The sequence below is a fragment of the Mycobacterium ahvazicum genome, from assembly GCF_900176255.2.
In the GTDB taxonomy this organism is placed as follows: domain Bacteria; phylum Actinomycetota; class Actinomycetes; order Mycobacteriales; family Mycobacteriaceae; genus Mycobacterium; species Mycobacterium ahvazicum.
Genome location: NZ_FXEG02000003.1, coordinates 729,258 through 753,165 on the forward strand (window position 1 = coordinate 729,258; position 23,908 = coordinate 753,165).

Below are 23,908 nucleotides of genomic sequence, written 5' to 3' on the forward strand. Positions count from 1 at the left end.
TCAGTTGGCCTGGCGGCGGCGCAGGTCGATCGAAATGACATCCGCGATGTGCTCGTCGTGCACGCGCTGGTCATGATCGTCCGCGGCCGTCCTGCTGCGGTGGGTGGACCAGCGCACGCTTGCCGCCAATTCGTGGTAATCCCACGCCAAATCGCCGATTTCGCGCTTGGCCCGGCCCACCGCGGTGTGCAGCGCCCCGACGATGCGCCGGACATGCAGCACCGTCACGCCGACGGCCTCAACCGCTATATCCGCAATGCGATTGCGCTCTCGCTCAACCATGACATCCCTCCCAGATGCCTATCGAGTTTAAGGCTCAGTCCTCCGGGTTGTAGCCGAGGTTGGGGCCGAGCCAGCGCTCGGCTTCGGCCAGGGTCCAGCCCTTGCGCTTGGCATAGTCGGCGACCTGGTCCTGAGCCATCCGGCCGATCACGAAGTACTGCGACTGCGGATGCGAGAAATACCAGCCGCTGACGGCGGCACCCGGCCACATCGCCATCGACTCGGTCAGCTCGATGCCAGACCGCTGAGTGACGTCCATCAGTTGGAAGAGCGTCACCTTCTCGGTGTGCTCCGGGCAAGCCGGGTAGCCAGGTGCCGGACGGATTCCCCGGTATTTCTCGCCGATCAGGGCCTCGTTGTCCAGCTGCTCGTCCGGCTGGAATCCCCAGAACTCCTTGCGGACCCGCTGGTGCATCCGTTCGGCGAACGCCTCGGCCAGCCGGTCGGCGAGCGACTCCAGCAGGATCGCGCTGTAGTCGTCGTTGGCCGCCTTGAACTCCGCGATCTTGTCACCGCTGCCCAGCCCCGCGGTGACGGCAAAGGCACCGACGTAGTCCCGGTGACCCGTATCTTTGGGGGCGATGTAATCACTGAGCGACCGGTTCGGAATGCCGTCGCGGTGCTCGCCCTGCTGGCGCAGGTTGTGCAACGTGGTCAGCACCTCGGTACGGGTCTCGTCGGTGTAGATCTCGATGTCGTCACCCACCGCGTTGGCCGGGAAGAACCCGATCACGCCATTGGCCGTCAGCCACTTCTCCTTGATCAGGGTGTCGAGCATCTCCTGGGCTTCGTCGTACAGCTTGCGGGCGGCCTCGCCCGAGGTCGGGTTGTTGAGGATGTCGGGGAACCGGCCCTTCATCTCCCAGGCGTTGAAAAACGGCTGCCAGTCGATGTATTCGCGCAACTCGGCAAGGTCGTAGTCCTGAAATTCTCGTATTCCCGCACCGATCGCGGGCACCGGCGGCGTGTAGCCGTCCCACTCGATCGGCGTCCGGTTCGCGCGGGCTTTCTCCAGCGTCAGCATCGGCCGCTCGTTCTTCTGCGAGTGCCGCTCGCGAAGGGCCGCGTAGTCCTTCTCGGTGGCCTCCAGCAGGGCCGGACGCTGCTTGTCGTCGAGCAACGCCGCGGCGACCGGCACCGAGCGCGACGCGTCCTTGACCCAGACCACCGGACCGCTGCGACGCGGCGACACCTTCACGGCCGTGTGGGCGCGCGAGGTGGTCGCGCCCCCGATCAGCAGCGGAATTTCCAGCCCCTCGCGTTCCATCTCGACGGCGAAGTTGACCATCTCGTCCAACGACGGGGTGATCAGCCCGGACAACCCGATGATGTCGGCCTCGTGCTCCTTCGCCGCGGCCAGGATCTTCTCGGCGGGCACCATGACACCGAGGTCGATCACTTCGAAGTTGTTGCACTGCAGGACAACTCCGACGATGTTCTTGCCGATGTCGTGGACGTCGCCCTTTACGGTCGCCATGATGATCGTGCCGTTGGTATCCTTACCGGCGGCCGCGCCGGAGGTGACCTTCTCCTCCTCGATGAACGGCAGCAGGTACGCCACGGCCTTCTTCATCACCCGGGCCGACTTCACCACCTGGGGCAGGAACATCTTGCCCGAGCCGAACAGGTCGCCGACGACGTTCATGCCGTCCATCAGCGGGCCCTCGATCACCTCGATCGGGCGGCCACCCGCGGCGGCGATCTCGGCCCGCAGTTCCTCGGTGTCCTCGTCGACGTGGGCGTCGATGCCCTTGACCAGCGCGTGGGTGATCCGCTCGCGGACCGGCAAGTTGCGCCACTCGGCCACCGCCGCTTCGTCGGACTTCTCCGTGCTGTTGAACCGCTCGGCAATCTCGAGAAGCCGCTCGGCCGCGTCCTCGCGTCGGTTCAGCACCACGTCCTCGATGCGCTCGCGCAGCTCGGGGTCGATGGAGTCGTAGGGCACCAGCGCACCGGCGTTGACGATGCCCATGTCCAGGCCGGCCTTGATCGCGTGGAACAGGAACACCGCGTGGATCGCCTCGCGGACGGGGTTGTTGCCCCGGAACGAGAACGACACGTTCGAGATACCGCCGGAGATGTGCACCCCGGGCAGGTTCTCCTTGATCCACGCGCAGGCCTCGATGAAGTCGATGCCGTAGGTCGCGTGCTCTTCGATACCGGTGGCCAGCGCGAAGCAGTTCGGGTCGAAGATGATGTCCTCGGGCGGGAAGCCGACCTCCTCGGTCAGGATCCGGTAGGCACGCCCGCAGATCTCCTTGCGGCGCTCCAGGTTGTCGGCCTGCCCCTGCTCGTCGAAGGCCATCACGACGACCGCGGCACCATACTTGCGGCACAGCCGTGCTTCGCGGATGAACTTCTCCTCGCCCTCCTTCATGGAGATCGAGTTGACGATCGGCTTGCCCTGCACGTTCTTCAGGCCCGCCTCGATGACCTCCCACTTGGAGGAGTCGATCATCACCGGGACGCGGCTGATGTCGGGCTCGGCCGCGATCAACTTGGTGAACCGGTCCATCGCGGCGACGCCGTCGATCATGCCCTCGTCCATGTTGATGTCGATGACCTGCGCGCCGACCTCGACCTGCTGCAGGGCGACCGACAGCGCGGTGTCGTAGTCCTCGGCCTTGATCAGGTTGCGGAATCGCGCCGACCCGGTGATGTTGGTGCGCTCACCGATGTTGACGAACAGGGAGTCGTCGGTGATGTTGAGCGGCTCCAGCCCCGAGAGCCGGGTGGCCACCGGGATCTCCGGCAACTCGCGCGGCGCTTTGCCCTCGACGACCTTGGCGATTTCGGCGATGTGCGGCGGCGCCGTTCCGCAGCAGCCGCCGACCAGGTTGACCAGGCCGGCCTCGGCGAAGTCGGCGATGTAGGAGGCCTGCCGCTCCGGGGACTCGTCGTACTCGCCAAAGGCGTTGGGCAGACCGGCATTCGGGTAGCAGGACACGAAGGTGTCCGCGATCCGCGACACCTCGGCGATGTAGGGCCTCATCTCCGGTGCACCCAGTGCGCAGTTGAGGCCCACCGCGATCGGCTTCGCGTGCCTGATCGCGTTCCAGAACGCCTCGGTGACCTGACCGGACAACGTCCGCCCGGATGCGTCGGTGATGGTGCCCGAGATGATCAACGGCCAGCGGCGGCCGCGCTCCTCGAACAGCGTCTCGACGGCGAACACCGCCGCCTTGGCGTTCAGCGAGTCGAAGATCGTCTCGATGATCAGCAGGTCGGCACCGCCGTCGACCAGGCCGTTGACAGCCTCGAGGTAAGCCGCGACCAGCTGGTCGTAGGAGACGTTGCGGGCGCCGGGGTCGTTGACGTCCGGCGAGATCGACGCGGTCCGGGTCGTCGGTCCGATGGCGCCGGCGACGTAGCGCGGCTTGTCCGGGGTGCTGTACTCGTCGGCGGCCTTACGGGCCAGGGCGGCGCCGGCGTAATTCAGCTCGTAGGCCAGGTCGGCCATGTCGTAGTCGGAGAGCGAGATCGCGTTCGCGTTGAAGGTGTTGGTCTCGAGGATGTCGGCGCCGGCCTCGAGGTATTCGCGGTGGATCCCCTCGATGATCTGCGGCTGCGTCAGGGTGAGCAGGTCGTTGTTGCCCTGAAGGGCGGTCGGCCATTCGGTGAAGCGGTCGCCGCGGTAGCCGGCCTCGTCCGGGCGGTCGCGCTGGATCGCCGTGCCCATCGCGCCGTCGATCACCATGATCCGCTGGCGCAGCGCCGTCGTCAGTTCGTCGGTGCAGTCGGGGCGGATGTTCGGCGCGAAGGTTTTCGACACCGTGCTCGATTCGGAGGCGCTCACGTACGTTCCTTCCATAGCGGAAGGCGTCCTTGACTCTGCCGAGCGTGGCGGCTACCGGCAGGAACCGGCAAACCGTTGCAACGCCTCTCGACCAGAAAAGTCTACGTCCTCCCCCGACGTCTGGACGCCCAGCTCGATCAGACCCACTCGGTGCTCGCGGATCGTGTCGGCAGTGTAGTAATTACCAATGGTAACCAGTTTGCTGCCGAGCGTATTTCGTGTCGACCGCGTCGGGCAGGCCCGTGACGCCGTCGTGTGCGCTGGTAGCAACCACGCCACAAGGATAGTCGGCCTATGCAATACCGAGGTGCGCCGGCCGCCCGCGCGGCTGGGAATCGTCGCGGGGCGGGCAGGCCTTAGGCTGATTCTGTGACTCCGCCGGATCGTGGCCCGGAAGCATCAGCGCTCCCCGACCTCCACAACACGATTGTTGTGGCGGCGTTCGAGGGCTGGAATGACGCCGGTGACGCGGCCAGCGACGCGTTGGAGCACCTCGACGCGATCTGGGAAGCCCACCCGATCGTGGAGATCGACGACGAGGCGTACTACGACTACCAGGTGAACCGCCCGGTCATCCGTCAGGTCGACGGGGTGACCCGCGAACTGGTGTGGCCGGCGATGCGGATCACCCACTGCCGGCCACCGGGCAGCGACCGCGACATCGTTCTGATGCACGGCGTGGAGCCCAACATGCGCTGGCGCACGTTCTGTGCCGAGCTGGTGGCCATCGCCGACAAGCTCAACGTCGACACGGTGGTGATCCTCGGTGCGCTACTGGCCGACACCCCGCACACGCGGCCCGTCCCCGTTTCGGGCGCCGCCTACTCCCCCGAGTCGGCGGAACGTTTCGGCCTGCAGGAGACCCGCTACGAAGGTCCGACCGGGATCGCCGGGGTCTTCCAGGACGCTTGCGTGGCCGCCGGGATCCCGGCGGTGACGTTCTGGGCCGCGGTGCCGCACTACGTGTCGCACCCGCCGAACCCGAAGGCGACGGTGGCGCTGCTGCGCCGGGTCGAAGACGTGCTCGATATCGAGGTTCCGCTGGCCGATCTGCCCGCCCAGGCCGAGGAGTGGGAGCTGGCGGTCACCGAGATGGCCACCGAGGACGAGGACTTGGCCGAATACGTGCTGTCGCTCGAGCAGCGCGGCGACGCCGAGGTCGATGTGAACGAAGCCCTGGGCAAGATCGACGGCGATGCGCTTGCCGCCGAGTTCGAGCGCTACCTGCGCCGCCGCCGCCCCGGATTCGGGAAGTAATCGACGGGCCTGTCCTGTTGCCGTCGGCGGCCGACTGCGAAAAAATCGCGGGCACCAACCGGATCAACAATCCCCGGTCTTGGCGATTCGGGGCCGCGCCGCAGGTTGGGCGAACGACGACGATGGGACCTCGATGACCGCCCTGCCTGACACGCCGCAACCCGACGTCCCGCCGGCCACTCTCAACGAGGAAGCCGGCTACCACAAAGGGCTCAAACCCCGCCAGCTGCAGATGATCGCGATCGGCGGCGCGATCGGAACCGGCTTGTTCCTGGGCGCCGGCGGACGCCTGGCCAACGCCGGGCCCGGGCTGTTCATCGTCTACGGGGTGTGCGGCGTCTTCGTCTTCCTGATCCTGCGCGCATTGGGCGAGCTGGTACTGCACCGTCCGTCGTCGGGTTCGTTCGTGTCCTATGCGCGCGAATTCTTCGGCGAGAAGGCCGCCTACGTCGTGGGCTGGATGTACTTCCTGAACTGGGCGATGACGTCGATCGTCGACACCACCGCGATCGCCACCTACCTGCGCCACTGGACGACGTTCGCGGTTGTCCCCCAATGGGTTCTCGCGCTGATCGCCCTCGTGGTGGTGTTGTCGATGAACCTGATCTCCGTCGAGTGGTTCGGCGAGCTCGAATTCTGGGCGGCGCTGATCAAGGTGTTCGCGCTCGTCGCCTTTCTGATCATCGCACTTGTGTTCCTGGCCGGGCGCTTTCAGATCCAGGGCCACGACACCGGGACCGGCATCTGGGACGACCATGGCGGTCTGTTCCCGACCGGTGCGATAGCCCTGTTGGTGACGACCTCAGGGGTGGTATTCGCTTATGCCGCAGTCGAATTGGTCGGCATTGCCGCCGGCGAGACCGCCGAGCCGGAGAAGATCATGCCGCGGGCGATCAACTCGGTGATCGCCCGAGTCGCGGTGTTTTACGTCGGTTCGGTCGCCCTGCTGGGGGTGATGTTGCCCTACACCGCATTCAAAGCCGGGGAGAGCCCGTTCGTGACGTTCTTCTCCAGCATCGGCTTCCACGGTGCCGGCGACTTGATGAACATCGTGGTGCTCACCGCGGCGCTGTCCAGCCTCAACGCTGGACTTTATTCGACCGGCCGCGTCATGCACTCGCTGGCGATGAGCGGCAGCGGCCCTAAGTTCGCGAAACGGATGACTAGCCGTGGCGTGCCGTTCGGCGGTATCGCGATGACCGCTGTCATCTGTCTTTTCGGCGTCGCGCTCAACGCCTTCAATCCCGGTAAAGCCTTCGAGATCGTGCTGCACAGCGCCTCGTTGGGCATCGTCGCGTCCTGGGCGATGATCGTGTTGTGTCAGCTCCGGTTCTACCAGCAGACCCAGGCCGGAATCCTGGAGCGCCCTCGCTTCCGGATGCCGCTCACCCCGTACAGCGGCTATCTCACCTTGGTGTTCCTGGTCTGCGTCGTGGTGCTGATGGCCTTCGACAAACCGGTCGGCATCTTCACCGTCGGCTCGTTGCTGGTGATCGGTCCGGCGCTGGTCGTGGGTTGGTTCGTAGTGCGCAAGCGGGTCGCCGCGACCACGACGCGCTGGTGAGCGGGCGCTAGGGCTGGCCCAGCTCCTGGTTGTAGGCGCTGGTGGAACGGCCGAGCGCGGCAACCTCGGCGTCCATCTGGGGCATCAGTTCCGCGGTGGTTCGGCGAATCGGCAGTTCGCCGGCGCGGGTGGACAGCACCGGCTTGAGCCAGCGGAACGCGGCCACCCAGCCCGGGCAGTAGACCCGGTCCTTGCGCCCCTCGATGCCTCTGACGAAGGTGGTCGCGCAACTGTCCACGTCGGTGGTCTTGTTCAACGGCCAGGGCAGTTTCCTGAGCAGGGTGGTGAACGCGGGCAGGTCGGCCTTGGTGTCGCGGACCAGAGCCGTGTCGATCCACGACATGTGCGCCACCCCGATGCCGACGCCGCGGTAACCCACCTCGAGTCGCAGCGCGTGGGCGAAGTGCTCGGTGCCGGCCTTCGACATGTCGTAGGACGCCATTCCCGGGGCCGCCGCGAACGCCGCCAGCGACGACACGATCAGCAGGTAACCACGCCGCTCAATCAACGCGGGCAGCGCGGCGCGCGCGGTGTGAAAGACGCCGAGCAGGTTGACGTCGAGCACCCGCTTGAATGCCTCCGGGTCGACCTGCAGCACCGAGCCGTAGCTGGCGATCCCGGCGTTGGCCACGGCAACGTCGAGCCCGCCGAAGCGTTGCACGCCGGCCTCGACGGCGGCCTGCATGGTGGGCAGGTCACGCACGTCGGCGACGGCCGTCAGCACGTGCTCGTCGCCACCGAGTTCGGCGGCCAGGGTGTCCAGCGCGGCCTTGTCGAGATCGGTCAGGACGAGTTTGGCGCCCTTGCCACGCAGCCGGCGGGCGACCTCGGCGCCGATTCCTCTTGCGCCCCCGGTGATGAGAACGACTTTGCCCTGTAGCGATGTCATGGCCGTCAACTACCTTTCACAGTTCCACGCCGAGCAGCGCGTCGATCGCGGTGGCCACCAACTTTGGCGCAGCCTCGTCGTGTCCGCCGTACTCGAGCGCGTCGGTGGTCCAACCATCAAGTGCCGCAATCGCTTTGGGAGTATCGAGGTCGTCGGCCAGGTACTTGCGCACCCGGGCGATGACGTCGGTGGCATCCGGGCCGGCGGGCAACGTCGTCGCGGTGCGCCAGCGCTGCAACCGCGCGGCGGACTCGTCGAGCAGCTGCTGGCTCCAGGAGCGGTCCGCGCGGTAATGCCCGGCCAGCAGACCGAGCCGAATGGCGGCCGGCGGGGCGCCCTGCGCGCGCAGCACCGACACCAGCACCAGGTTGCCGCGGCTCTTCGACATCTTGTGCCCGTCCCAGCCGATCATCCCGGCATGCACATAGTGCCGGGCGAATCGCCTTTCTCCCCTTACACATTCGGCGTGCGCGGCGGTGAATTCGTGGTGCGGGAAGATCAGGTCGCGGCCGCCACCCTGAATGTCGATGCCACTGCCGATGCGGCTGAGTGCGATCGCCGCGCACTCGACGTGCCAACCGGGCCGCCCGGCGCCGAACGGTGACGGCCAGCTGGGTTCGCCCGGCCGCTCGGCCTTCCACAACAGCGCGTCGAGTTGGTCGGACTTGCCGGTGCGGTCCGGGTCGCCGCCGCGCTCGGCGAACAGCCGCAGCATGGTGTCGCGGTCATAGCCCGACTCGTAGCCGAACTGCGGCGTGGCATCCGCCCGGTAGTAGACGTCCGGATATTCCCCGATTTCGGGGTCGACGACGTAGGCCGCCCCCGACGCCAGCATCTTTTCGACGAGCTCCACGACTTCGGGAATGGCTTCGGTGGCGCCGACATACTCGCGCGGCGGCAGCACCCGCAGCGCGGTCATGTCCTCGCGGAACAGCTGCACCTCACGATCGCCGAGCTCACGCCAGTCGATGCCGTCGCGCGCGGCCCGCTCGAACAGCGGGTCGTCGACGTCGGTGACGTTCTGCACGTAGTGCACGTCGTGCCCGAGATCAAGCCACAGCCGGTGAATCAGGTCGAAGGCGAGATAGGTGGCCGCGTGGCCCAGATGCGTGGCGTCGTACGGGGTGATCCCGCAGACGTACATGGTGGCGACTGAACCAGGACCGGACCCGGCCGCCACCGGGCGGACCTGGCGGTCGGAAGTGTCGTAAAGCCGTAGCTCCGGGCCGCGTCCGGGCAGCACCGGAACCTGTGCGGGAGACCACGACTGCATGCTGTCGACTTTAGGCCCGGTGACGATGCGGCCCGCGCAGCGGGCCGTTGTGGGGGTACCTCCCAGCCGCGCTGCGGCGAGGGGGCGAGGCGGGCAATCGGGCCGGCCCGGTGACGATGCGGCCCGCGCAGCGGGCCGTTGTGGGGGTACCTCCCAGCCGCGCTGCGGCGAGGGGGCGAGGCGGGCAATCGGGCCGGGCCGGTGGTCAGCGCCACGCGTCGCGGATGGCGCCGAGCAGGATCGGTGCCACCTCCGCGCGACACATCACGAAGTCGGGCAGGTATGGGTCTTCCTGGTTGTAGCGCATCGGCGAGCCGTCCAGCCGCGACGCGTGCATACCCGCCGCCATCACCACCCCGGCCGGGGCCGCCGAATCCCACTCCCATTGACCGCCGGCGTGCAGGTAGGCGTCGACGTCGCCGTCGATGATGGCCATCGCCTTGGCGCCCGCCGAACCGATCCCCACCGGCTGGATCGCCAGCGACTGCCGGATGCGGTGCAGCACGGCCGGCGGCCGGGTCGCGCTGACGGCGATGCGCAGTGTGTGCGGAATCCCGACCCGCGCCTGGCTGCCGTCCACGGTGTCGCTGCGATACACGACGTTGTCGCGCGCGGGCAATGAGACTGCCGCATCGGTGATTTCGCGCCGGCCATCGACGGGACGCTGCCACAGCGCGATATGTACCGCCCAGTCGTCACGCCCCGGGGTGGAGAACTCGCGGGTGCCGTCGACCGGGTCGATGATCCACACCCGGTCGTGCTGGAGCCGCTTGAGATCGTCGTAGGCTTCCTCGCTGAGCACGGCATCGTCGGGACGCTCGGCCCGCAGCCGGCGCAGGATCAGCTCGTTGGCCAGGCTGTCACCCGCGTCGCCGAGCATCCACGGATGACCGAAGCCGACCTCCTCGCGGACTTTCAGCAGCAGCTCCCCCGCGTCGGCGGCGAGATCGGCGGCCAATTCGGCGTCCGTCATCTCCGCCGATTGGTCGTGGGAGGCCGGGCTCACCGTCTCAGTATCGCCGACGGCGATGCCGGACCCTAAAAGGCGGGCCAAGGAATGGGGCGATGCCGGTTGGGGACGGGCATCACGGGGTTGTCCAGCAACGCGTGCGCCCGCATGCCCAACGCCGCGATCTCGGTTCGGCTGATCTGCCCGGCCAGCGCGTCGCCGAATTCGCCGCCCAGCACGTCGCACAGGCCGGCGATGGCCTGGCACGTCTGATCGTCGATCGGCTTGCCGGCCCAGCCCCACAGCACCGTGCGCAACTTGTTCTCGACGTGCAGGGACACGCCGTGGTCGACGCCGTAGATGTGGCCCTCGAGGTCACGCAGGACGTGGCCGCCCTTGCGATCGGCGTTGTTGATCAGCACGTCGAACACCGCCATCCGCCACAGCCGAATGTCGTCGGCGTGCATCAGGATGACCTCGTCGCCGCGGTAATCCTGGGCGCGCAGCACCGGCAGATAACCCGGCTGCTGGCGGCCGGCGGGAAACAGGTCCACCAGATCCGGCCCCGGCCGCGGATCGCTGTCCACCTCGTCGCCCGGCTGCTTCACCCACAGCTGCAGCATGCCCGGTCCCGCCGGACCATGACGAATGATGGTGTAGGGCACCAGGTTCCAGCCCAGCTGCGCCGACACCTGGTACGCGGCAAGCTCGCGGCCGGCCAGCGTCCCGTCCGGGAAGTCCCACAGCGGCTGCTCACCGGAGATGGGCTTGTAGACGCAGTGCACGCTGGACTCGCCCAACGTGGCCTCGCACAGGAAGGTGGCGTTGCTGGCCGAGCGGATCCGTCCGAGAACCGTCAGCTCGCCGTCCCGCAAGACCTCTCGATCGTCATTCTTGTTATTCAGGCGGGTCATCGCTCGACCCGAGCAGCGCGCCGCGCTTGTATCCGTTCGTGCGCGCGCAAATGTGGCCCTCTGGGTCCAGCGGTTCGTCGCACAGGGGGCAGGGCGGCCGTCCCGCCGAAATCACGCGAGTGGAACGGGTGGCGAACTGCCGTGCCGATTCGGGGGTCAAGAACACGCGCACCGCGTCCGGGCCCTCGTCGGTGTCGTCGAGCACCACCGAGGCGTCGAACTCGGCGTCGGTGACGGCCAGCAGTTCGACCACGACCGTCTGGGCCTCCGAGTCCCAGCCCAGGCCCATGGTCCCGACCCGGAACTCCGCGTCGACGGGCGTGATGAGCGGGTTGAGGTCGTCCACCTCGGACGGTTCCGGCGGGACCGGCGTGCCGAACCGGCGGTTCACCTCGAGCAGCAGCGCACCGATGCGTTCGGCGAGCACCGCGACCTGTTGCTTCTCCAGGACGACCGACACGACCCGGGAATCGCCCACCGCCTGGATGTAGAAGGTCCGATTTCCGGGCTGACCGACGGTCCCGGCCACGAAGCGGTCGGGAGTGCGGAATACATGGATTGCGCGAGCCATGGCACCTCCAAAATACCGGCTGTTGCCGTCGCAGGGCGATTCGATTCGGTTGCAGCAACCGACTTAGTCAGTGGATCCCCCGACGACCGCGTCGCTCGACGGCTCCGGGTCGGCCGGTTGTTGTTGCGGCTCTTCTGATTTGTCGCCCTCGTCGCCCGTCTTGGCCGGCGGACCGGCCCGCAGCGCCGCCGCCAGCCGTCCACCGGTGTGGTTGACGTGTAACACGAACGGTCGCAACGGGGTGTACCGGATGACGCTCACCGACGCCGGATCGGCGGTGACGCGCTGGAAGCCGTCCAGATGCATGCCGTACGCGTCGGCGATCAACGACTTGATGACATCACCGTGAGTGCAAGCCACCCACAGCGCGTCACCGCCGTGCTCCTCGCTGAGCCGCCGGTCGTGTTCCCGCGCCGCGGCCCCCGCGCGCGTCTGCGCCTGGGCCAACCCCTCGCCGCCAGGAAACGCCGCCGCGCTGGGGTGCGCCTGCACGACCCGCCACAGCGGCTCCTTGCCCAGCTCGCCGATCTTGCGGCCGGTCCACTCGCCATAGTCCACCTCGGCCAGCCGGTCCTCGACGAACGGCTCCAGGCACAGCGACCCGGCCAGCGGCGCGACCGTGTTCCGGCAGCGCAGCAGCGGCGAGGTGATCACCGCACGGATCGGCAGGTCGCCGATCCGGTCGATCAGGCCCACCGCCTGCTCGCGGCCCTTGTCGTCGAGGTCGACGCCCTCGGAACGGCCGGCCAGGACGCCCGCGGTGTTCGAGGTCGAACGACCGTGGCGCAACAGGATCACCGTCACGTCGCGGCCACCGTTTGTGTCACGACGACGACCGTACCCGCTGCGAATCGCCGGGCTGGGAAGTGACTAGCGAGACACGGGGACCGCGGCGGCGACCGAGTCGCGCACCGCCGCGGTCAAACTGCGCTCGTCGGTGAGGTCGATGTCAACCAGACCGCGCACCGCCGTCGCGACCACGTCCTCGGCCTGCGGAACGGGCCCGGCAAGGCACGGCCGGTAAATTTCGACGACGAGCGAGCGATGCTCGATGTGGAACGAAAAACTGCGTCCGTCACCAACTTGTCCATACCCGCTGGCAAAGATGCCCGTCGAAATGTCTTCGACAGCAAACTCTTTGCCTGCGGTATGCCGGTCGGCGATGACGGTCATAGTCCGACCATACCTCTCCAGTACGGGCGCATGTCGGCAACATCGCCCTATTGGATGCGGAGCCGTTCCTTAGAATTTGTATTCCATGTCCACCGATTCAAGGTTGGTTGTTGCTATCACGTCGTGAGGCCAAGAAACGGACAGCTCAACGATCTTTTGTTGGCCTGATCACTTTGCTGGCATTGGTCGCTGGCTGTTCATCCAATCCGCTCGAGCGCGCGGGGCCGACCATCGAATCCGCGTATCCCGCCCAGTCACCGCCGGTGTCGCAGAATCCGGCCGGCACGGTGCGGCCGCTGGCCGCTCACGCCGCGGCGAGCGTCTTCGACGACGGCACCCGGCAGCTGGCGGTGCTGATCCCCGGCGCCGATCCGGCAGCGCCCGCCGGTGTCGCTGTGTTCGGCCCAGGGCAGCTCGCGCCGCGGGTGATCGCGCTGCCGGGCCCGGCGACCGCGCTGACCAGCGACGGCCACGGCAATGCCTACCTCGCCGCCCGCGGCGGCTACGTCGTGCTGGACCTGACGGGCGGCCACGCCAGGCAGGTCAATGTCGCCGATTCAGCCGGGGTGGACTTCACCGCGATCGCGCGCCGAGCCGACGGCAAGGTGATGCTGGGCAGCGCCGACGGTGCGGTGTACACCGTGGGCTCACCGAGCGGGGGCACTGCGCCGGTACAGAACCGGACGAAGATCTTCGCCCGGGTTGACGGGCTTGTGACACAGGGAAATACGACGGTGGTGCTGGATCGTGGACAGACCTCGGTGACGACGATCGGCCCCGACGGCCGTGTCGCACAGTCGCTGCGGGCCGGCGCGGGTGCGACCACGATGGTCGCCGATCCGGCGGGGCGGGTCCTGGTGGCCGACACCCGCGGCGACGAACTGCTGGTATACGGCGTCGACCCGCTGATCCTGCGGCAGGCCTACCCGGTGCGGCAGGCCCCGTACGGACTGGCCGGTTCTCGGGATTTGGCCTGGGTGTCACAAACCGCATCGAATACGGTTATTGGTTACGATTTAGCAACCGGAATTCCCGTCGAAAAGGTGCGTTACCCAACTGTGCAGCAACCCAACTCGTTGGCCTTTGACGAGGCGTCGGACACCTTGTACGTGGTGTCGGGGTCCGGTGCGGGAGTCCAGGTCATCGAGCGCGCGGCGGGCACGCGTTGACGGCGCCGCGGTGGAGTCGTCTGCCCGCCGGCTGGGTCTCGGACATGTCCGACGACTACGAATGGGTGCCGTTGCGCCTGCCCCCCGAGGTGACCCGGCTCAGTGCCTCCATCCGGCTGTCCATCGAGGCCGAATACCGTGGCTGGGAGCTCACCCGGGTGCGGCTGTATAACGACGGCAGCAGACGGGTGTTGTTACGCCGCAAGAAAACACGTGTCAGCGACCGACGGCCCGATCAGCCGGAACTGTGACGGTGGACAACGGTCTGTACGGTCTGCTGCGCCGCCTGTTCTTCTTGATCCCGCCCGAGCGGATTCACACGCTGGTCTTCGCCGCGCTGCGCGCCGCGACCGGCGTAGGGGTGCCGCGCCGGCTGCTGCACCGGCTGCTGGGCCCGACGGATCCGGTGTTGGCCAGCACGGTGTTCGGTGTGCGCTTCCCCGCGCCGCTGGGGCTGGCCGCCGGCTTCGACAAGGACGGCATGGGGCTGCGCACCTGGGGCGCCTTGGGTTTCGGGTACGCCGAGGTCGGCACCGTGACCGCGCACCCGCAACCGGGCAACCCGGCGCCGCGCCTGTTCCGGTTGCCAGCGGATCGGGCGCTGCTGAACCGGATGGGTTTCAACAATCACGGTGCCGGCGAGCTGGCCACCCGGCTGGCCCGCCATCGGCCGGACGTGCCGATCGGGGTGAACATCGGCAAGACCAAGGCCACGCCGCCCGCCGATGCCGTCGACGACTACCGGGCCAGCGCGCGGCTGGTCGGCCCGCTGGCGTCGTATCTGGTGGTCAACGTCAGCTCGCCGAACACGCCGGGGCTGCGTGATCTGCAGGCGGTCGAAGCGTTGCGGCCCATCCTGGCCGCGGTCCTCGCCGAGACGTCGGTGCCGGTGCTGGTCAAGATCGCCCCGGATGTCAGCGATTCCGACGTCGACGACATCGCGGACCTGGCCGTCGAGCTGGGACTGGCCGGCATCGTCGCGACCAACACCACGGTGTCGCGCGAGGGTCTGCGCACCCCGGGTGTCGACGAGCTGGGGCCCGGCGGCATCTCCGGGCCGCCGGTGGCACACCGTGCGGTCGAGATACTGCGCCGGCTCTACCGCCGGGTCGGCGGTCGGCTGGTGCTGATCAGCGTCGGCGGTATCGAGACCGCCGACGACGCGTGGCAGCGCATCACCGCGGGCGCCTCACTGCTGCAGGGCTATACCGGCTTCGTCTACGGGGGTGGCTTGTGGCCCAAGCACATTCACGACGGCATCGCGAGGCGGCTGCACGACGGCGGGTTCGCCTCACTGAGCGACGCGGTCGGGTCGGCGGCGGGCTAGCGCGACCTAGGCCGCCCCGGGCCTTTCGCCGGCTCGCAGATCTCCGGCAGATTCGCTGTCTCAGCCCGGCGATCGCTGTATGGTGGCCGCACCACAATCGATCCTCCTGAGGAGGCTTGCGGTGCGATTCAACCGATTGACGATTGTCGGAACGACTGGCATAGCAGTGGTCATCGCGGGCTGCTTCGGTGGCACGGCGAACGGCGAGCCGCCCGACACCGCGACGTGTTACGACCTTGGCAGCGCTAAGGACAACCTCATGGTCGCGTCGAAACCGGAGACCGCCCGTAAGGCTGCCGACACGCTGGAGCATTACAGCCCGCCCGACGCGGTCAAAGCCGCGATCGAGCATTTCGTCACCACGGTCGGCGCCCAACCCAGCGATCCCACTCTCGACGCCAATCGCAGTTCAATTGCCAACTGGCTCAAGCAAATATGCCCTATGCTGAACACTTACTGAAGGTACTCGGCGACGAAATCGACTGTGCGGCGCTGCCATTCACGGTACGGCCGCATCATCGAATGACCTGCACCCGCGATGCCCACCCATTGGGCGTCCAGACCGCGCTGACGGGCTCGTAACGTTTGGATCCTCGAGGCTTCGGGGTCGGTGCGGGTGTCGGCGGTGCCGTGTACCACCAGCAGCCGGGTCGACGGCGGAATCAGGTCGCCGTCGTCGCGGGGCCAATACGGTGCCAGCGCGACCACCGCACCGACCTGTCCGCCGGCGGCGAGCCGGGTCGCGACTCGACCACCCATCGAATGGCCAACCAGCACAATGCTTTTCGCGTCGAAACGATCCCGAACGACGTCAAGTACCGCGGTGGCGTCGGCGACCGCGTCGTAGCTCGGACTGTTCCAGCCGCGCAGTCGGTACTGCACGCGTCGCACCTCGACGTCGCGGCCCAGCCGCCATCGCAGGGCGGCAACGACCAACATCATCCGGACGTTGGCCAGCTGCCACCACCGCGACGCCTCGTCGCTGCGCACCCGCCCACCCGGGAGGACGAGCACACACGCGCGAGGTTTCACCTACTGCTGTTCGTAGGTGCCGTGGATGTAGGCCCGCGCGATCGCGTGCTGGAACAGGTTGAAGCCGAGGAACGCCGGGCTCGCGTCCTCGGAGAGGTCGAGCTTGTCGACGTCGACGGCATGCACCGCGATGTAGTAGCGATGCGGACCGTGTCCGGGCGGCGGCGCGGCTCCGATGAAGCGCCGCATGCCGGCGTCGTTGACCAGTTGCTGTGCGCCGCCGGGCAGCTCGCGCCCGTCCCCGGCGTCCTCGGGCAGCTCGGTGACATCGGCCGGCAGGTTGGCCACGGCCCAGTGCCAGAACCCAGACAGCGTCGGCGCGTCGGGGTCATAGACGGTGACCGCGAAGCTGCGCGTCTCCGCGGGGAATCCCGACCAGCTCAGCTGCGGGCTCACGTCTTCTCCTCCGGCGCCCATGATGCCGCTGACCTGCGGCATGGCCAGCGGTTGACCGTCGGTGATCGAGGTCGAGGTCACGGTGAATGTCGGTAGCTTCGGCAGCGCCTCATACGGGTCGGGCTTCACGCTCATGGCGATCCTCTCGTGTCGGTTCGTTCTAACAGTGGGTCAGGAAGTGGGCCAGCACGTCGGTGCCGAACCGCAGCGCGTCGACGGGTACCCGCTCATCGACGCCGTGGAACAGTGAAGCGAAATCCAATTCCGGCGGCAACCGCAGCGGCGCGAAGCCGAAGCAACGAATTCCTATGCGCGCGAAGGCTTTCGCATCGGTACCACCGGAGAGCATATAGGGCACGATGCGGCCGTCCGGGTCGACCGCCAGCACTGCGGCGTTCATCGCGTCGACCAGATCCCCGTCGAAAGTGGTCTCGTAGGAAGGCAAGTCCCGGATCCACTCCCGCGTCACGTCCGGGCCGAGCAACCCGTCGATCTCCGCCTCGAACGCGGCCTGCCGGCCGGGTAGCACGCGGCAGTCGATCACCGCCTCGGCGCTGCCGGGGATCACATTGGCCTTGTACCCCGCCTTCAGCATCGTCGGGTTGGCGGTATCGCGCACGATCGCCTTCAGCATGCGAGCCATCGGGCCGAGTTTTTCGATCACGCCCTCCAGATCGCCGGAGTCGGTGTCGAAGGTCAGGCCGGTCTCGTCACTGATGGCGGCCAGGAACTCGACCACGGTGTCGGTCATTACCAGCGGAAACTGGTGCCGGCCAATCCGGGCAACGGCCTCGGAAAGCAGCGTGACCGCGTTGCGGTCGTTGGCCATCGAGCCGTGCCCGGCCTGGCCCCGGGCGGTCAGCTTCATCCACTGGATGCCCTTCTCGGCCGTCTCGATCAGATACAGCCGGCGTTCACCGCCGTCACGACGCGGCACGGTCAGCGAGAACCCGCCCACCTCGCCGATCGCCTCGGTGACACCCTCGAACAGCTCCGGGCGGTTGTCGACCAGCCAGTGTGACCCGTACTTGCCACCGTGCTCCTCATCGGCCACGAACGCGAACACCAAATCGCGTGGCGGCACGATGCCGGCCTGCTTCAACTGGCGGGCGACGACGATCATCATGCCGACCATGTCTTTCATGTCGACCGCGCCGCGGCCCCAGACATAGCCGTCCTCGACCGCGCCGGAAAACGGATGCACGCTCCAATCGGCGGGTTCGGCCGGCACGACGTCGAGATGCCCATGGATCAGCAGTGCGCCGCGTGCGCTGTCGGCGCCCTTGAGGCGGACGAACACATTGCCCCGCCCCGGGGCGCCGGATTCGAGGTATTGGGGCTGGTAGCCGACCTCCGCGAGCTGTTCGGCAACCCAGTGGGCGCATTCGGCCTCGCCCTGTGTGGTCTCGGGGTCACCGGTGTTGGTGGTGTCGAACCGGATCAGCCGGCTGACGACTTCGACCACATCGTCGCTCGGATGGTTGGGAACTCCGTTCTCAACTGTCACAACCACCTTTCCTACCACTGCCGAGGATGCCCGGCTCAGGCAGCGGAACCCAGGCGGTCCGCGGACGGGCTGGGCGCGCCGCGAGCCTCCGCTAGTACCCAAGGGGGGTATGGTATTTTCTGCGGATGCGGAGACTAGCGATCGTGGTGGCCGTGACCGTTCTCGGAGCCGCCGTCCTGGGGCTGGTTGAGGTGGCTACCGCCGCTCCCGGACGCGCCCAAGTCGCCGGGCGTGCGATAGAGGGTCATCAGGGCGGTTGTCTGCCCTGTCGCGTACGCCACCACCACCGCTAGCTTGCGGTCGATTCAAACCGCCGTCGGCGAGCTAAGTTGGGCCCGTGCGGGCCGATCCGCTAGCCTTAGCTGCCAACTCTCGTTGGTCTGGTCCGAGTGGCGGAATGGCAGACGCGCTAGCTTGAGGTGCTAGTGCCCTACTAATGGGCGTGGGGGTTCAAGTCCCCCCTCGGACACATTTGGCGACACGACTCAGGTCGGCAGTCGCCGTGACTCGCCGAAGATGCGGGTCGTAGTCGAGACGCAGGCCCAAGCTTGCGTACACCTCGGCGCGCTCAGCTCCGGTTGCCGCGCCGAGGATGACCGACAGTCCGCCTAACTCCTTAACTAACTCACTGATCTCGGCGGCACACATGGCGCGGGGCCGCTCCACTCGCTCAACGCGTGCCCTCAGCTCGTCGCGCTCGGCGGTACGTTGACGCAACGCAGCAGTTAGATCCTCAACGGCCACGCCAGACTCCACGGCGGTGATCAAGGCAGCCACTTTGGCATTCGCCTCGCTCAGCTGGCGCTGCAAGGCGGCGTAGCCAGGTCCGGCCGCCGGGTCCACGTCTTGCCCGCGTGCGAGGTCTTCTGGATCGGCCAGAGTGGCGATCCATTCGTCGAGTCGCGCTGTCACTGCGTCTTCGCGGAGATAGACGGTGCGCGGATGATCACTCAGGTCCACAGGTACAGAACGTGACTTGCCGAACTCACAACGGTAGAGGATCCGCGTTGTTTGCTTCCCCGGCCGGGCGGCGCCCTGCATTCGCCGTCCACATGCGGCGCAGAACAGCAGCCCACGCAGCGCATACGGCACTGTCGATTCTCTGCTGCACACGCGACCGGGACCACGCCGCGCCTGCATCCGGAGACGAACAGCCTGCGCCAGCTCATCAGGGATCAGCTCTTCGTGCGTGCGTCGATCGGGTGCGATCCAGTCGGCCCGATCGCGCCACCGCATGCGAGTCTCATATCCCGCGGCGACATCATCGGGGTTCAAAAGGACCTCATACTTCTCCTGCTTGCCCCAGACACGGATACCGCGGTACGCAGGGTTGTCGAGAATGGCGCGGATCGCCGAATGGGACCATCCACGTGGGTCACGATGCCGGTTCCGTGCCGGGTCGTATTGGCTCGGTGATGGCACTCCATCGTCGGTGAGCTGCTGTGCGATGAAGCGCAAGCCAGCACCATCGGCATACATGCGATAAATCCGCTCGACGGTCGGGGCGGTCTCGGGGTCAGGCTCCAGGCGGTGAAGACGCTGCCCAAGACTTGCCTTGGCGGGGTTTGGGTGCGGGCCGGCATCGACGAGTTGATAACCGTACGGTGGGCGACCGCCGAGGTATCTGGTTGTGTCCTGCGCGAGTGCCGACATCGCGGTACGCACGCGCATCTGGATTCGCGCACGTTCTCCCTTGCTCATTCCGCCAAAGAGCGTCATCACGAGGTCGTGTGCCTCGGATCCGGGATCAACCGCTCCGCCAACTTCAGGCACCCATAGGCCGACCCCGTAGTGCGTGAGCACCGGGAAGGTGAGCGCAAATTGCGGTCCGTAGAACGCGCGAGCAGGTTCCCCGATCACGACGGCATCGAAGCCACGGTCACGAGAAGTGACATCTGCGAGCAGACGTGAAGCCTCCGGCCTGCGTTTCCAGGGAAGCGACCGGCTCTGTCCTATATCGAAGTAGTCGGCGGCGAGGACGCCGCCATGCGGACTGATCAGATCGATGGCACGACGTTTCTGCCAGCTGCGGCTCGCCTCCGGATCTTGGGCGTCCTCGGTACTCACTCGGCCATAGAAGGCGAACCTGAGGCTCATGCCACTCCCCTCCCTGATCTAGGCGTCCGGTCCCGCATAGCCAGTATGACGTTTACCAGCGCGCGGTTGGCCTCGCGCGGGAGCCGATACCGGTTCGGCAGGTCAATTTCAACACCTCCCTCTGACATGTTCGGAGCATCGACTCGAACGTCACACTCGGAGCGAGCATGTGTCGTAGTCGGGCATCTTTCAGCCATCGCTTGCCCCTAGCGGATCCCATTGTTCGTTGTGGGCTTGGCGACGTGCTTCTACCAGTCCGATGAGGCGGGAGTGGATGCGTTGGAGGGCCGCGGAATAGACGAGACTGCGATCGCCGAGGCTGCCGAGGCCGGCACGTTCGAACTCCCACGCCACCAGATCATCGCGACCGGCGAAGTCACAGTTGGGATCGTATTGGTATGCAGTGCTTTTCAAGCGTTCTTCACGCGTCCAAATGGCGCGCTGTTCGCGCAGCACGGTCATGGTAGTGGAATAACGGCGGGATTTGCTGGTGATGTGGCCGCGGAATCCGAGGGTGTGCAACCACCGCCCGATGCCGGACAGTCCTTTGTCCGCGAGATCGCTGATGGTGGTCAGGATGGTCCGCACATGCTCTGACACGTCCAGGTCGGGTATGGCTTCCGTAGATAGGCGGCGCGCGCTGATTCCGAGGTCTACCAAGGATTTGGTGACATACTTGGCGAGATAGCGTGCCACCAGCCGGCCAGACATGGACCGTCCTGAGCCTGACCCTGGTTCTGGTTCTGGTTCTGGTTCTGGTTCTGGTGGAGCACTTTTCACTGGTTTTGCGGATGCGGCGAGGGGTTGGGTGTCGATCTGTGTGCCGAAACGTATCGTCCGCGCATCGGTATCAGCGGTCGGATCGTCGATGGTGAGCGTGACGGTGCGGGCGGCGTGTTGGATGATGGTGGCGAGTTCGACTGCACCGATGGGTGATTCCCAATCGGTCTGATCGGGGTCGTCTTGGGGGTCCAGGCGGATCAGGGCGTGGATGTGTGGGATGGCGCGGGCTTGCAGTTCGACGATTTTGATGAAGCTCACCCGCACCGCATCCGGATCCACACCGGTGGCTTTCAGTTCTTTGCGGAGGGTGCGCCGCATGGTGATGGTGAAGCGTCGCCACAGTTCGGGAAGATGCCAGGCGAACAGGACATGCCCGGCATAGTCGTAGCACTCCGGACAGAGCGGCTGACCGACCCGCTCGTCGCCATGATCATGGGACATGCTGCACCACAATTGTTTTCCATGCGGGCAGCGGCGGTAGCCGCCGATCCGGTGCTGGTCTCGGCATACCTGCGCTTTCTTGTCCCCCGACGTCGTGGCGGTGTGGACGGCCCCGAAGCTGGGGGCAGTCAGGGTGAGGAAAACTTGCGGATGATCGCCCACCGCGGTGGGCATGCCGTGGTGGCCTCCCGCAGCGCCGGCGTGCACGAGTTGCCAGGTGTCGCGGGCGTAGAGATCTGAACACGACGGGCAAATGTGGGCGCGACGGTTGTTGCACCGCGTCCACACCACCCGCTGACGCCCGTACTCATCGGTACCGATCAGCTGGATGGGGTGAGCGCAGAATCCGACGGATTCTGCTCGTCGCCACCAGGATTGGTATCCCATCGACGCGGCCCGGCGCACCATCTGCTCGACCACTCGGGTGGTATCAACTGTATCCGGAACACCCGGCAGGGCAAGCTGCGCCGATGTCATGGAGCTATTCACCGCTGCCCTCACTCACGGTGTGCCCGGTATCGGTGTTGTGTGGCTGGTGGGTCTTGTTCGGTCGGCTCGGGGGTCGGCGGAAGCGAGTGGCCAGCGCGGTGATGTCGTGGTCGGTGACGTGGAAGGCCCGCACCCGCTGGGCGTAGGCGGTGCCGTCAACCATCATGTAGCCAACACCCGGTGTCGCGTCGGGGATGCGGTCACATTCGGCGCCGGCATCGCGTGCTCCCTGTCCCAGGACCATAGTGGTTTGGGTGGCTTCAGTCAGGCGCAACCCGATCCGCACCGTGAACAGCTGCCTTAACGGCAGGGTGTCTTTGGCGGGGTCTTGCACCGCGGCGACGACGCTGATGCCGACTGCGCGGCCTTGCGAGAGCAGGAGGCCCAGGAGTTGTTCGATTTCGGTGCGGACCTTGCGGTCGGTCACATACGCACTCAGTGCTGCGATTTCATCGATCACTACCACGAACAACGGCTCCGACGTCGTGGGAGTGTGTAGTCGGGTGTGGCCGCGCAGACGATTCGCCCGGGCGTGCATCACCGTGACGAGCTGGCGTAGCAGCTCCAGGGTGGTGTCGGTGGCGTCGTGGGTGAACACGGTGAACAGGGGTGCTCCGGCACCGAGTTCCATGCCACCTTTGGGGTCGATGACACATAACCGCACCAGTCCGGTCTTCACCGCGGGGGCGATGCCGGCGATCAACGACCACAGCACTGAGCCTTTGCCTGCGCCGGTTGCCCCGGCGATCAGCACATGGTGACCGAGCAGCGGCACTTGCCACCAATGCCGCGTTTCGGTGATCCCGACCCGCACCAGCGCCAGGTCCACCGGGGTTGCCGGGGCGGGCATGGGCAGGACGATCGGTTCAGCGAGCACGTCTGCCCGCATTAAAGTGATGCGCAGTTCGCCAGGCGAGGTGGCGGTGATGCTGATGCGGTCGGCGCGCCACGCGGCGGCCAGCGCGTCGGACTGTTTATGCCAATCTGCCACGGACTGGCCGGTGACGATGCGCACCGCCAGCACATCGGTGGTTTTACCGATTGTCACCGTGCGCAGGGTGGGAGTGAGGGTGCGTCCGCCGAGTGTGGCCGTCAGGCCGTGCAAGGTGCAGGTCGATTCCCAGGTGCGGGTGTAGCGCGACCACGTGAGCCAGCGCCGCCGTACCGGTTCGGTCACCCAGGCGCGAAATGACCCCGGTTGGAGCCAGGCCCAGCCCGCATACCCGGCACTGCACACGATCGCGCAGATCAGGCCCACGCGTGGGCCGTGGCTGATGGCAAGCACGAGGCTGGCGATGATGGGCACGCTGATCGCCGGGAACAGCACCGCCCACCAGAGCACATACCCGGCTGCGGTGAACAGCGACATGACCAGTTCTCCGAACCAGTCGTCATCGCCTGATCCACTGTTGGTGGTGTTCTTATTGTTCGATGTCATGAGAGATGCCCTCCGTGAGCGTGTGGTCAACAGCAATGCCCGGGGTGGCGGGGTGCGGTGATCGGTTCACCGCACCCCACACCCGCTTGGGGTTACTTCTGCGGGCGTGTCTGCTCACTCGGCGCAGCACCACTGGCGGTGGCGGGGGTGAGGGCATCAGCGCGGAACGCCACCCCGCTGCGATCACCTTGGGCCCACGGGATGGCCACCAGACCAACCACCGAAACAGACTGCGTGACTGTAACTTTGGGGTCTCCTGCCACGGTGACATTGAGTACTTCGCCGCCGGAGTCATCCAGCGCGAGGACCTGGGTGGCGTACATCGGCATCCCGGTGGCGGTGTCGACTTTCGGGGCGCCGGTTTCGAAGTTCAGCCGTGGCTCCGGAGCGCGGGTGACGATAAAACGAGTTCCAGACGTATCGATTCTCAAACGCATTGTCCTACTAGTCCTTTCGTGAGATGTTGACGCCGGTCCGGCGCTGGATTCAGTTCACGTGGACATCACGGACGTTGCGAGAGACATGTGCCGACATTTCCGACACATCCACGGGCATTTCGGA

22 protein-coding genes and 1 tRNA gene are annotated in these 23,908 nt (G+C 66.6%); 7 read left to right on the forward strand and 16 right to left on the reverse strand.

The genetic code is table 11. The features are described from left to right. On the reverse strand, positions 1-282 hold the full coding sequence (locus MAAFP003_RS16070; RefSeq protein WP_096288459.1) for a hypothetical protein: 282 nt from the start codon (positions 280-282) through the stop codon (positions 1-3). A gap of 34 nt (positions 283-316) precedes the next feature. Next, positions 317-4,093: a methionine synthase gene (gene metH / locus MAAFP003_RS16075; protein ID WP_096288462.1), complete on the reverse strand. Its 3,777-nt coding sequence runs from the start codon at positions 4,091-4,093 to the stop codon at positions 317-319. A gap of 354 nt (positions 4,094-4,447) precedes the next feature. Between metH and MAAFP003_RS16080 the strand changes: the two genes are divergently transcribed. Both MAAFP003_RS16080 and MAAFP003_RS16085 read left to right on the forward strand, forming a co-directional pair. Then, complete coding sequence (locus MAAFP003_RS16080; protein ID WP_096288465.1) at positions 4,448-5,335, forward strand: PAC2 family protein; 888 nt, start codon at positions 4,448-4,450, stop codon at positions 5,333-5,335. Between the two features lie 133 nt (positions 5,336-5,468). Continuing rightward, entirely contained in the window at positions 5,469-6,899 is a 1,431-nt protein-coding gene (locus tag MAAFP003_RS16085; protein WP_096291201.1) for an amino acid permease, read from the forward strand. Between the two features lie 7 nt (positions 6,900-6,906). Here MAAFP003_RS16085 and MAAFP003_RS16090 read toward each other — a convergent pair whose 3' ends face one another. The 7 genes from MAAFP003_RS16090 to MAAFP003_RS16120 all read right to left on the reverse strand — a co-directional run bounded on the left by MAAFP003_RS16090 (position 6,907) and on the right by MAAFP003_RS16120 (position 12,668). Then, entirely contained in the window at positions 6,907-7,788 is an 882-nt protein-coding gene (locus MAAFP003_RS16090; RefSeq protein ID WP_096288467.1) for an SDR family oxidoreductase, read from the reverse strand. A gap of 16 nt (positions 7,789-7,804) precedes the next feature. Beyond that, a complete protein-coding gene (gene mshC / locus MAAFP003_RS16095; protein ID WP_096288469.1) occupies positions 7,805-9,061 on the reverse strand; it encodes a cysteine--1-D-myo-inosityl 2-amino-2-deoxy-alpha-D-glucopyranoside ligase in 1,257 nt (418 codons plus the stop codon). Between the two features lie 205 nt (positions 9,062-9,266). Further along, on the reverse strand, positions 9,267-10,034 hold the full coding sequence (locus MAAFP003_RS16100) for a 3'(2'),5'-bisphosphate nucleotidase CysQ (protein ID WP_096291202.1): 768 nt from the start codon (positions 10,032-10,034) through the stop codon (positions 9,267-9,269). Between the two features lie 65 nt (positions 10,035-10,099). Continuing rightward, the gene (locus tag MAAFP003_RS16105; RefSeq protein ID WP_096288471.1) at positions 10,100-10,924 is read right to left on the reverse strand and encodes an SCO1664 family protein; all 825 of its coding nucleotides are present in this window, start codon (positions 10,922-10,924) and stop codon (positions 10,100-10,102) included. After that, positions 10,908-11,495 (reverse strand): DUF3090 domain-containing protein, encoded by a 588-nt coding sequence (locus MAAFP003_RS16110; RefSeq protein ID WP_096288472.1) that lies wholly within the window; start codon positions 11,493-11,495, stop codon positions 10,908-10,910. The genes MAAFP003_RS16105 and MAAFP003_RS16110 overlap by 17 nt, the downstream gene beginning before the upstream one ends. A gap of 63 nt (positions 11,496-11,558) precedes the next feature. After that, positions 11,559-12,299, reverse strand: coding sequence for a histidine phosphatase family protein (locus tag MAAFP003_RS16115; RefSeq protein ID WP_096288474.1), 741 nt, complete (start codon positions 12,297-12,299; stop codon positions 11,559-11,561). 66 nt (positions 12,300-12,365) lie between these two features. Continuing rightward, positions 12,366-12,668 (reverse strand): hypothetical protein, encoded by a 303-nt coding sequence (locus MAAFP003_RS16120; RefSeq protein WP_096288476.1) that lies wholly within the window; start codon positions 12,666-12,668, stop codon positions 12,366-12,368. 110 nt (positions 12,669-12,778) lie between these two features. Between MAAFP003_RS16120 and MAAFP003_RS16125 the strand changes: the two genes are divergently transcribed. The 4 genes from MAAFP003_RS16125 to MAAFP003_RS16140 all read left to right on the forward strand — a co-directional run bounded on the left by MAAFP003_RS16125 (position 12,779) and on the right by MAAFP003_RS16140 (position 15,624). After that, complete coding sequence (locus tag MAAFP003_RS16125; protein WP_096291203.1) at positions 12,779-13,837, forward strand: YncE family protein; 1,059 nt, start codon at positions 12,779-12,781, stop codon at positions 13,835-13,837. Beyond that, entirely contained in the window at positions 13,834-14,088 is a 255-nt protein-coding gene (locus MAAFP003_RS16130) for a DUF5703 family protein (protein ID WP_096288478.1), read from the forward strand. The genes MAAFP003_RS16125 and MAAFP003_RS16130 overlap by 4 nt, the downstream gene beginning before the upstream one ends. Before the next feature lie 14 nt (positions 14,089-14,102). Further along, positions 14,103-15,164, forward strand: a complete 1,062-nt coding sequence (locus MAAFP003_RS16135) for a quinone-dependent dihydroorotate dehydrogenase (RefSeq protein ID WP_165796453.1) — start codon at positions 14,103-14,105, stop codon at positions 15,162-15,164. 79 nt (positions 15,165-15,243) lie between these two features. Beyond that, positions 15,244-15,624, forward strand: a complete 381-nt coding sequence (locus tag MAAFP003_RS16140; RefSeq protein ID WP_133160866.1) for a hypothetical protein — start codon at positions 15,244-15,246, stop codon at positions 15,622-15,624. Here the strand turns inward: MAAFP003_RS16140 and MAAFP003_RS16145 are convergent. From MAAFP003_RS16145 to MAAFP003_RS16155, 3 genes are read right to left on the reverse strand one after another with little or no spacing between them, the layout of a single operon-like run. Continuing rightward, positions 15,618-16,196, reverse strand: coding sequence for an alpha/beta fold hydrolase (locus MAAFP003_RS16145; RefSeq protein WP_096288483.1), 579 nt, complete (start codon positions 16,194-16,196; stop codon positions 15,618-15,620). The two genes, MAAFP003_RS16140 and MAAFP003_RS16145, sit on opposite strands and share 7 nt — an antisense overlap. Further along, the gene (locus MAAFP003_RS16150; protein WP_096288485.1) at positions 16,197-16,727 is read right to left on the reverse strand and encodes a YbhB/YbcL family Raf kinase inhibitor-like protein; all 531 of its coding nucleotides are present in this window, start codon (positions 16,725-16,727) and stop codon (positions 16,197-16,199) included. It lies immediately after the preceding gene. Between the two features lie 25 nt (positions 16,728-16,752). Further along, complete coding sequence (locus MAAFP003_RS16155; protein ID WP_096291205.1) at positions 16,753-18,099, reverse strand: M20/M25/M40 family metallo-hydrolase; 1,347 nt, start codon at positions 18,097-18,099, stop codon at positions 16,753-16,755. Between the two features lie 383 nt (positions 18,100-18,482). On the opposite strand from MAAFP003_RS16155, the gene MAAFP003_RS16160 reads away from it, so the two are divergent. Continuing rightward, positions 18,483-18,568: transfer RNA gene (locus MAAFP003_RS16160), tRNA-Leu, on the forward strand. Here MAAFP003_RS16160 and MAAFP003_RS16165 read toward each other — a convergent pair. From MAAFP003_RS16165 to MAAFP003_RS16180, 4 genes are all read right to left on the reverse strand, one after another. Next, on the reverse strand, positions 18,550-20,196 hold the full coding sequence (locus MAAFP003_RS16165; protein ID WP_070949316.1) for a recombinase family protein: 1,647 nt from the start codon (positions 20,194-20,196) through the stop codon (positions 18,550-18,552). The genes MAAFP003_RS16160 and MAAFP003_RS16165 overlap by 19 nt on opposite strands. Positions 20,197-20,385: 189 nt before the next feature. Continuing rightward, a complete protein-coding gene (locus MAAFP003_RS16170; protein WP_079634025.1) occupies positions 20,386-21,897 on the reverse strand; it encodes a replication initiator in 1,512 nt (503 codons plus the stop codon). 4 nt (positions 21,898-21,901) lie between these two features. Beyond that, entirely contained in the window at positions 21,902-23,347 is a 1,446-nt protein-coding gene (locus MAAFP003_RS16175; RefSeq protein WP_064897361.1) for an FtsK/SpoIIIE domain-containing protein, read from the reverse strand. A gap of 92 nt (positions 23,348-23,439) precedes the next feature. Further along, positions 23,440-23,784 carry an SCO3933 family regulatory protein gene (locus MAAFP003_RS16180; protein WP_005114273.1) on the reverse strand — a complete coding sequence of 115 codons (345 nt, stop codon included), beginning with the start codon at positions 23,782-23,784 and terminating at the stop codon, positions 23,440-23,442. Positions 23,785-23,908: the final 124 nt, after the last annotated feature.

Bases quoted from the DNA above. Each gene is read 5' to 3' on its own strand.
- MAAFP003_RS16070 (WP_096288459.1), bottom strand. From the start codon at position 282: ATGGTTGAGCGAGAGCGCAATCGCATTGCGGATATAGCGGTTGAGGCC.
- metH (WP_096288462.1), bottom strand. From the start codon at position 4,093: ATGGAAGGAACGTACGTGAGCGCCTCCGAATCGAGCACGGTGTCGAAA.
- MAAFP003_RS16085 (WP_096291201.1), top strand. From the start codon at position 5,469: ATGACCGCCCTGCCTGACACGCCGCAACCCGACGTCCCGCCGGCCACT.
- MAAFP003_RS16090 (WP_096288467.1), bottom strand. From the start codon at position 7,788: ATGACATCGCTACAGGGCAAAGTCGTTCTCATCACCGGGGGCGCAAGA.
- mshC (WP_096288469.1), bottom strand. From the start codon at position 9,061: ATGCAGTCGTGGTCTCCCGCACAGGTTCCGGTGCTGCCCGGACGCGGC.
- MAAFP003_RS16100 (WP_096291202.1), bottom strand. From the start codon at position 10,034: ATGACGGACGCCGAATTGGCCGCCGATCTCGCCGCCGACGCGGGGGAG.
- MAAFP003_RS16105 (WP_096288471.1), bottom strand. From the start codon at position 10,924: ATGACCCGCCTGAATAACAAGAATGACGATCGAGAGGTCTTGCGGGAC.
- MAAFP003_RS16110 (WP_096288472.1), bottom strand. From the start codon at position 11,495: ATGGCTCGCGCAATCCATGTATTCCGCACTCCCGACCGCTTCGTGGCC.
- MAAFP003_RS16120 (WP_096288476.1), bottom strand. From the start codon at position 12,668: ATGACCGTCATCGCCGACCGGCATACCGCAGGCAAAGAGTTTGCTGTC.
- MAAFP003_RS16140 (WP_133160866.1), top strand. From the start codon at position 15,244: ATGGTGGCCGCACCACAATCGATCCTCCTGAGGAGGCTTGCGGTGCGA.
- MAAFP003_RS16150 (WP_096288485.1), bottom strand. From the start codon at position 16,727: ATGAGCGTGAAGCCCGACCCGTATGAGGCGCTGCCGAAGCTACCGACA.
- MAAFP003_RS16165 (WP_070949316.1), bottom strand. From the start codon at position 20,196: ATGAGCCTCAGGTTCGCCTTCTATGGCCGAGTGAGTACCGAGGACGCC.
- MAAFP003_RS16170 (WP_079634025.1), bottom strand. From the start codon at position 21,897: ATGACATCGGCGCAGCTTGCCCTGCCGGGTGTTCCGGATACAGTTGAT.
- MAAFP003_RS16175 (WP_064897361.1), bottom strand. From the start codon at position 23,347: ATGACATCGAACAATAAGAACACCACCAACAGTGGATCAGGCGATGAC.
- MAAFP003_RS16180 (WP_005114273.1), bottom strand. From the start codon at position 23,784: ATGCGTTTGAGAATCGATACGTCTGGAACTCGTTTTATCGTCACCCGC.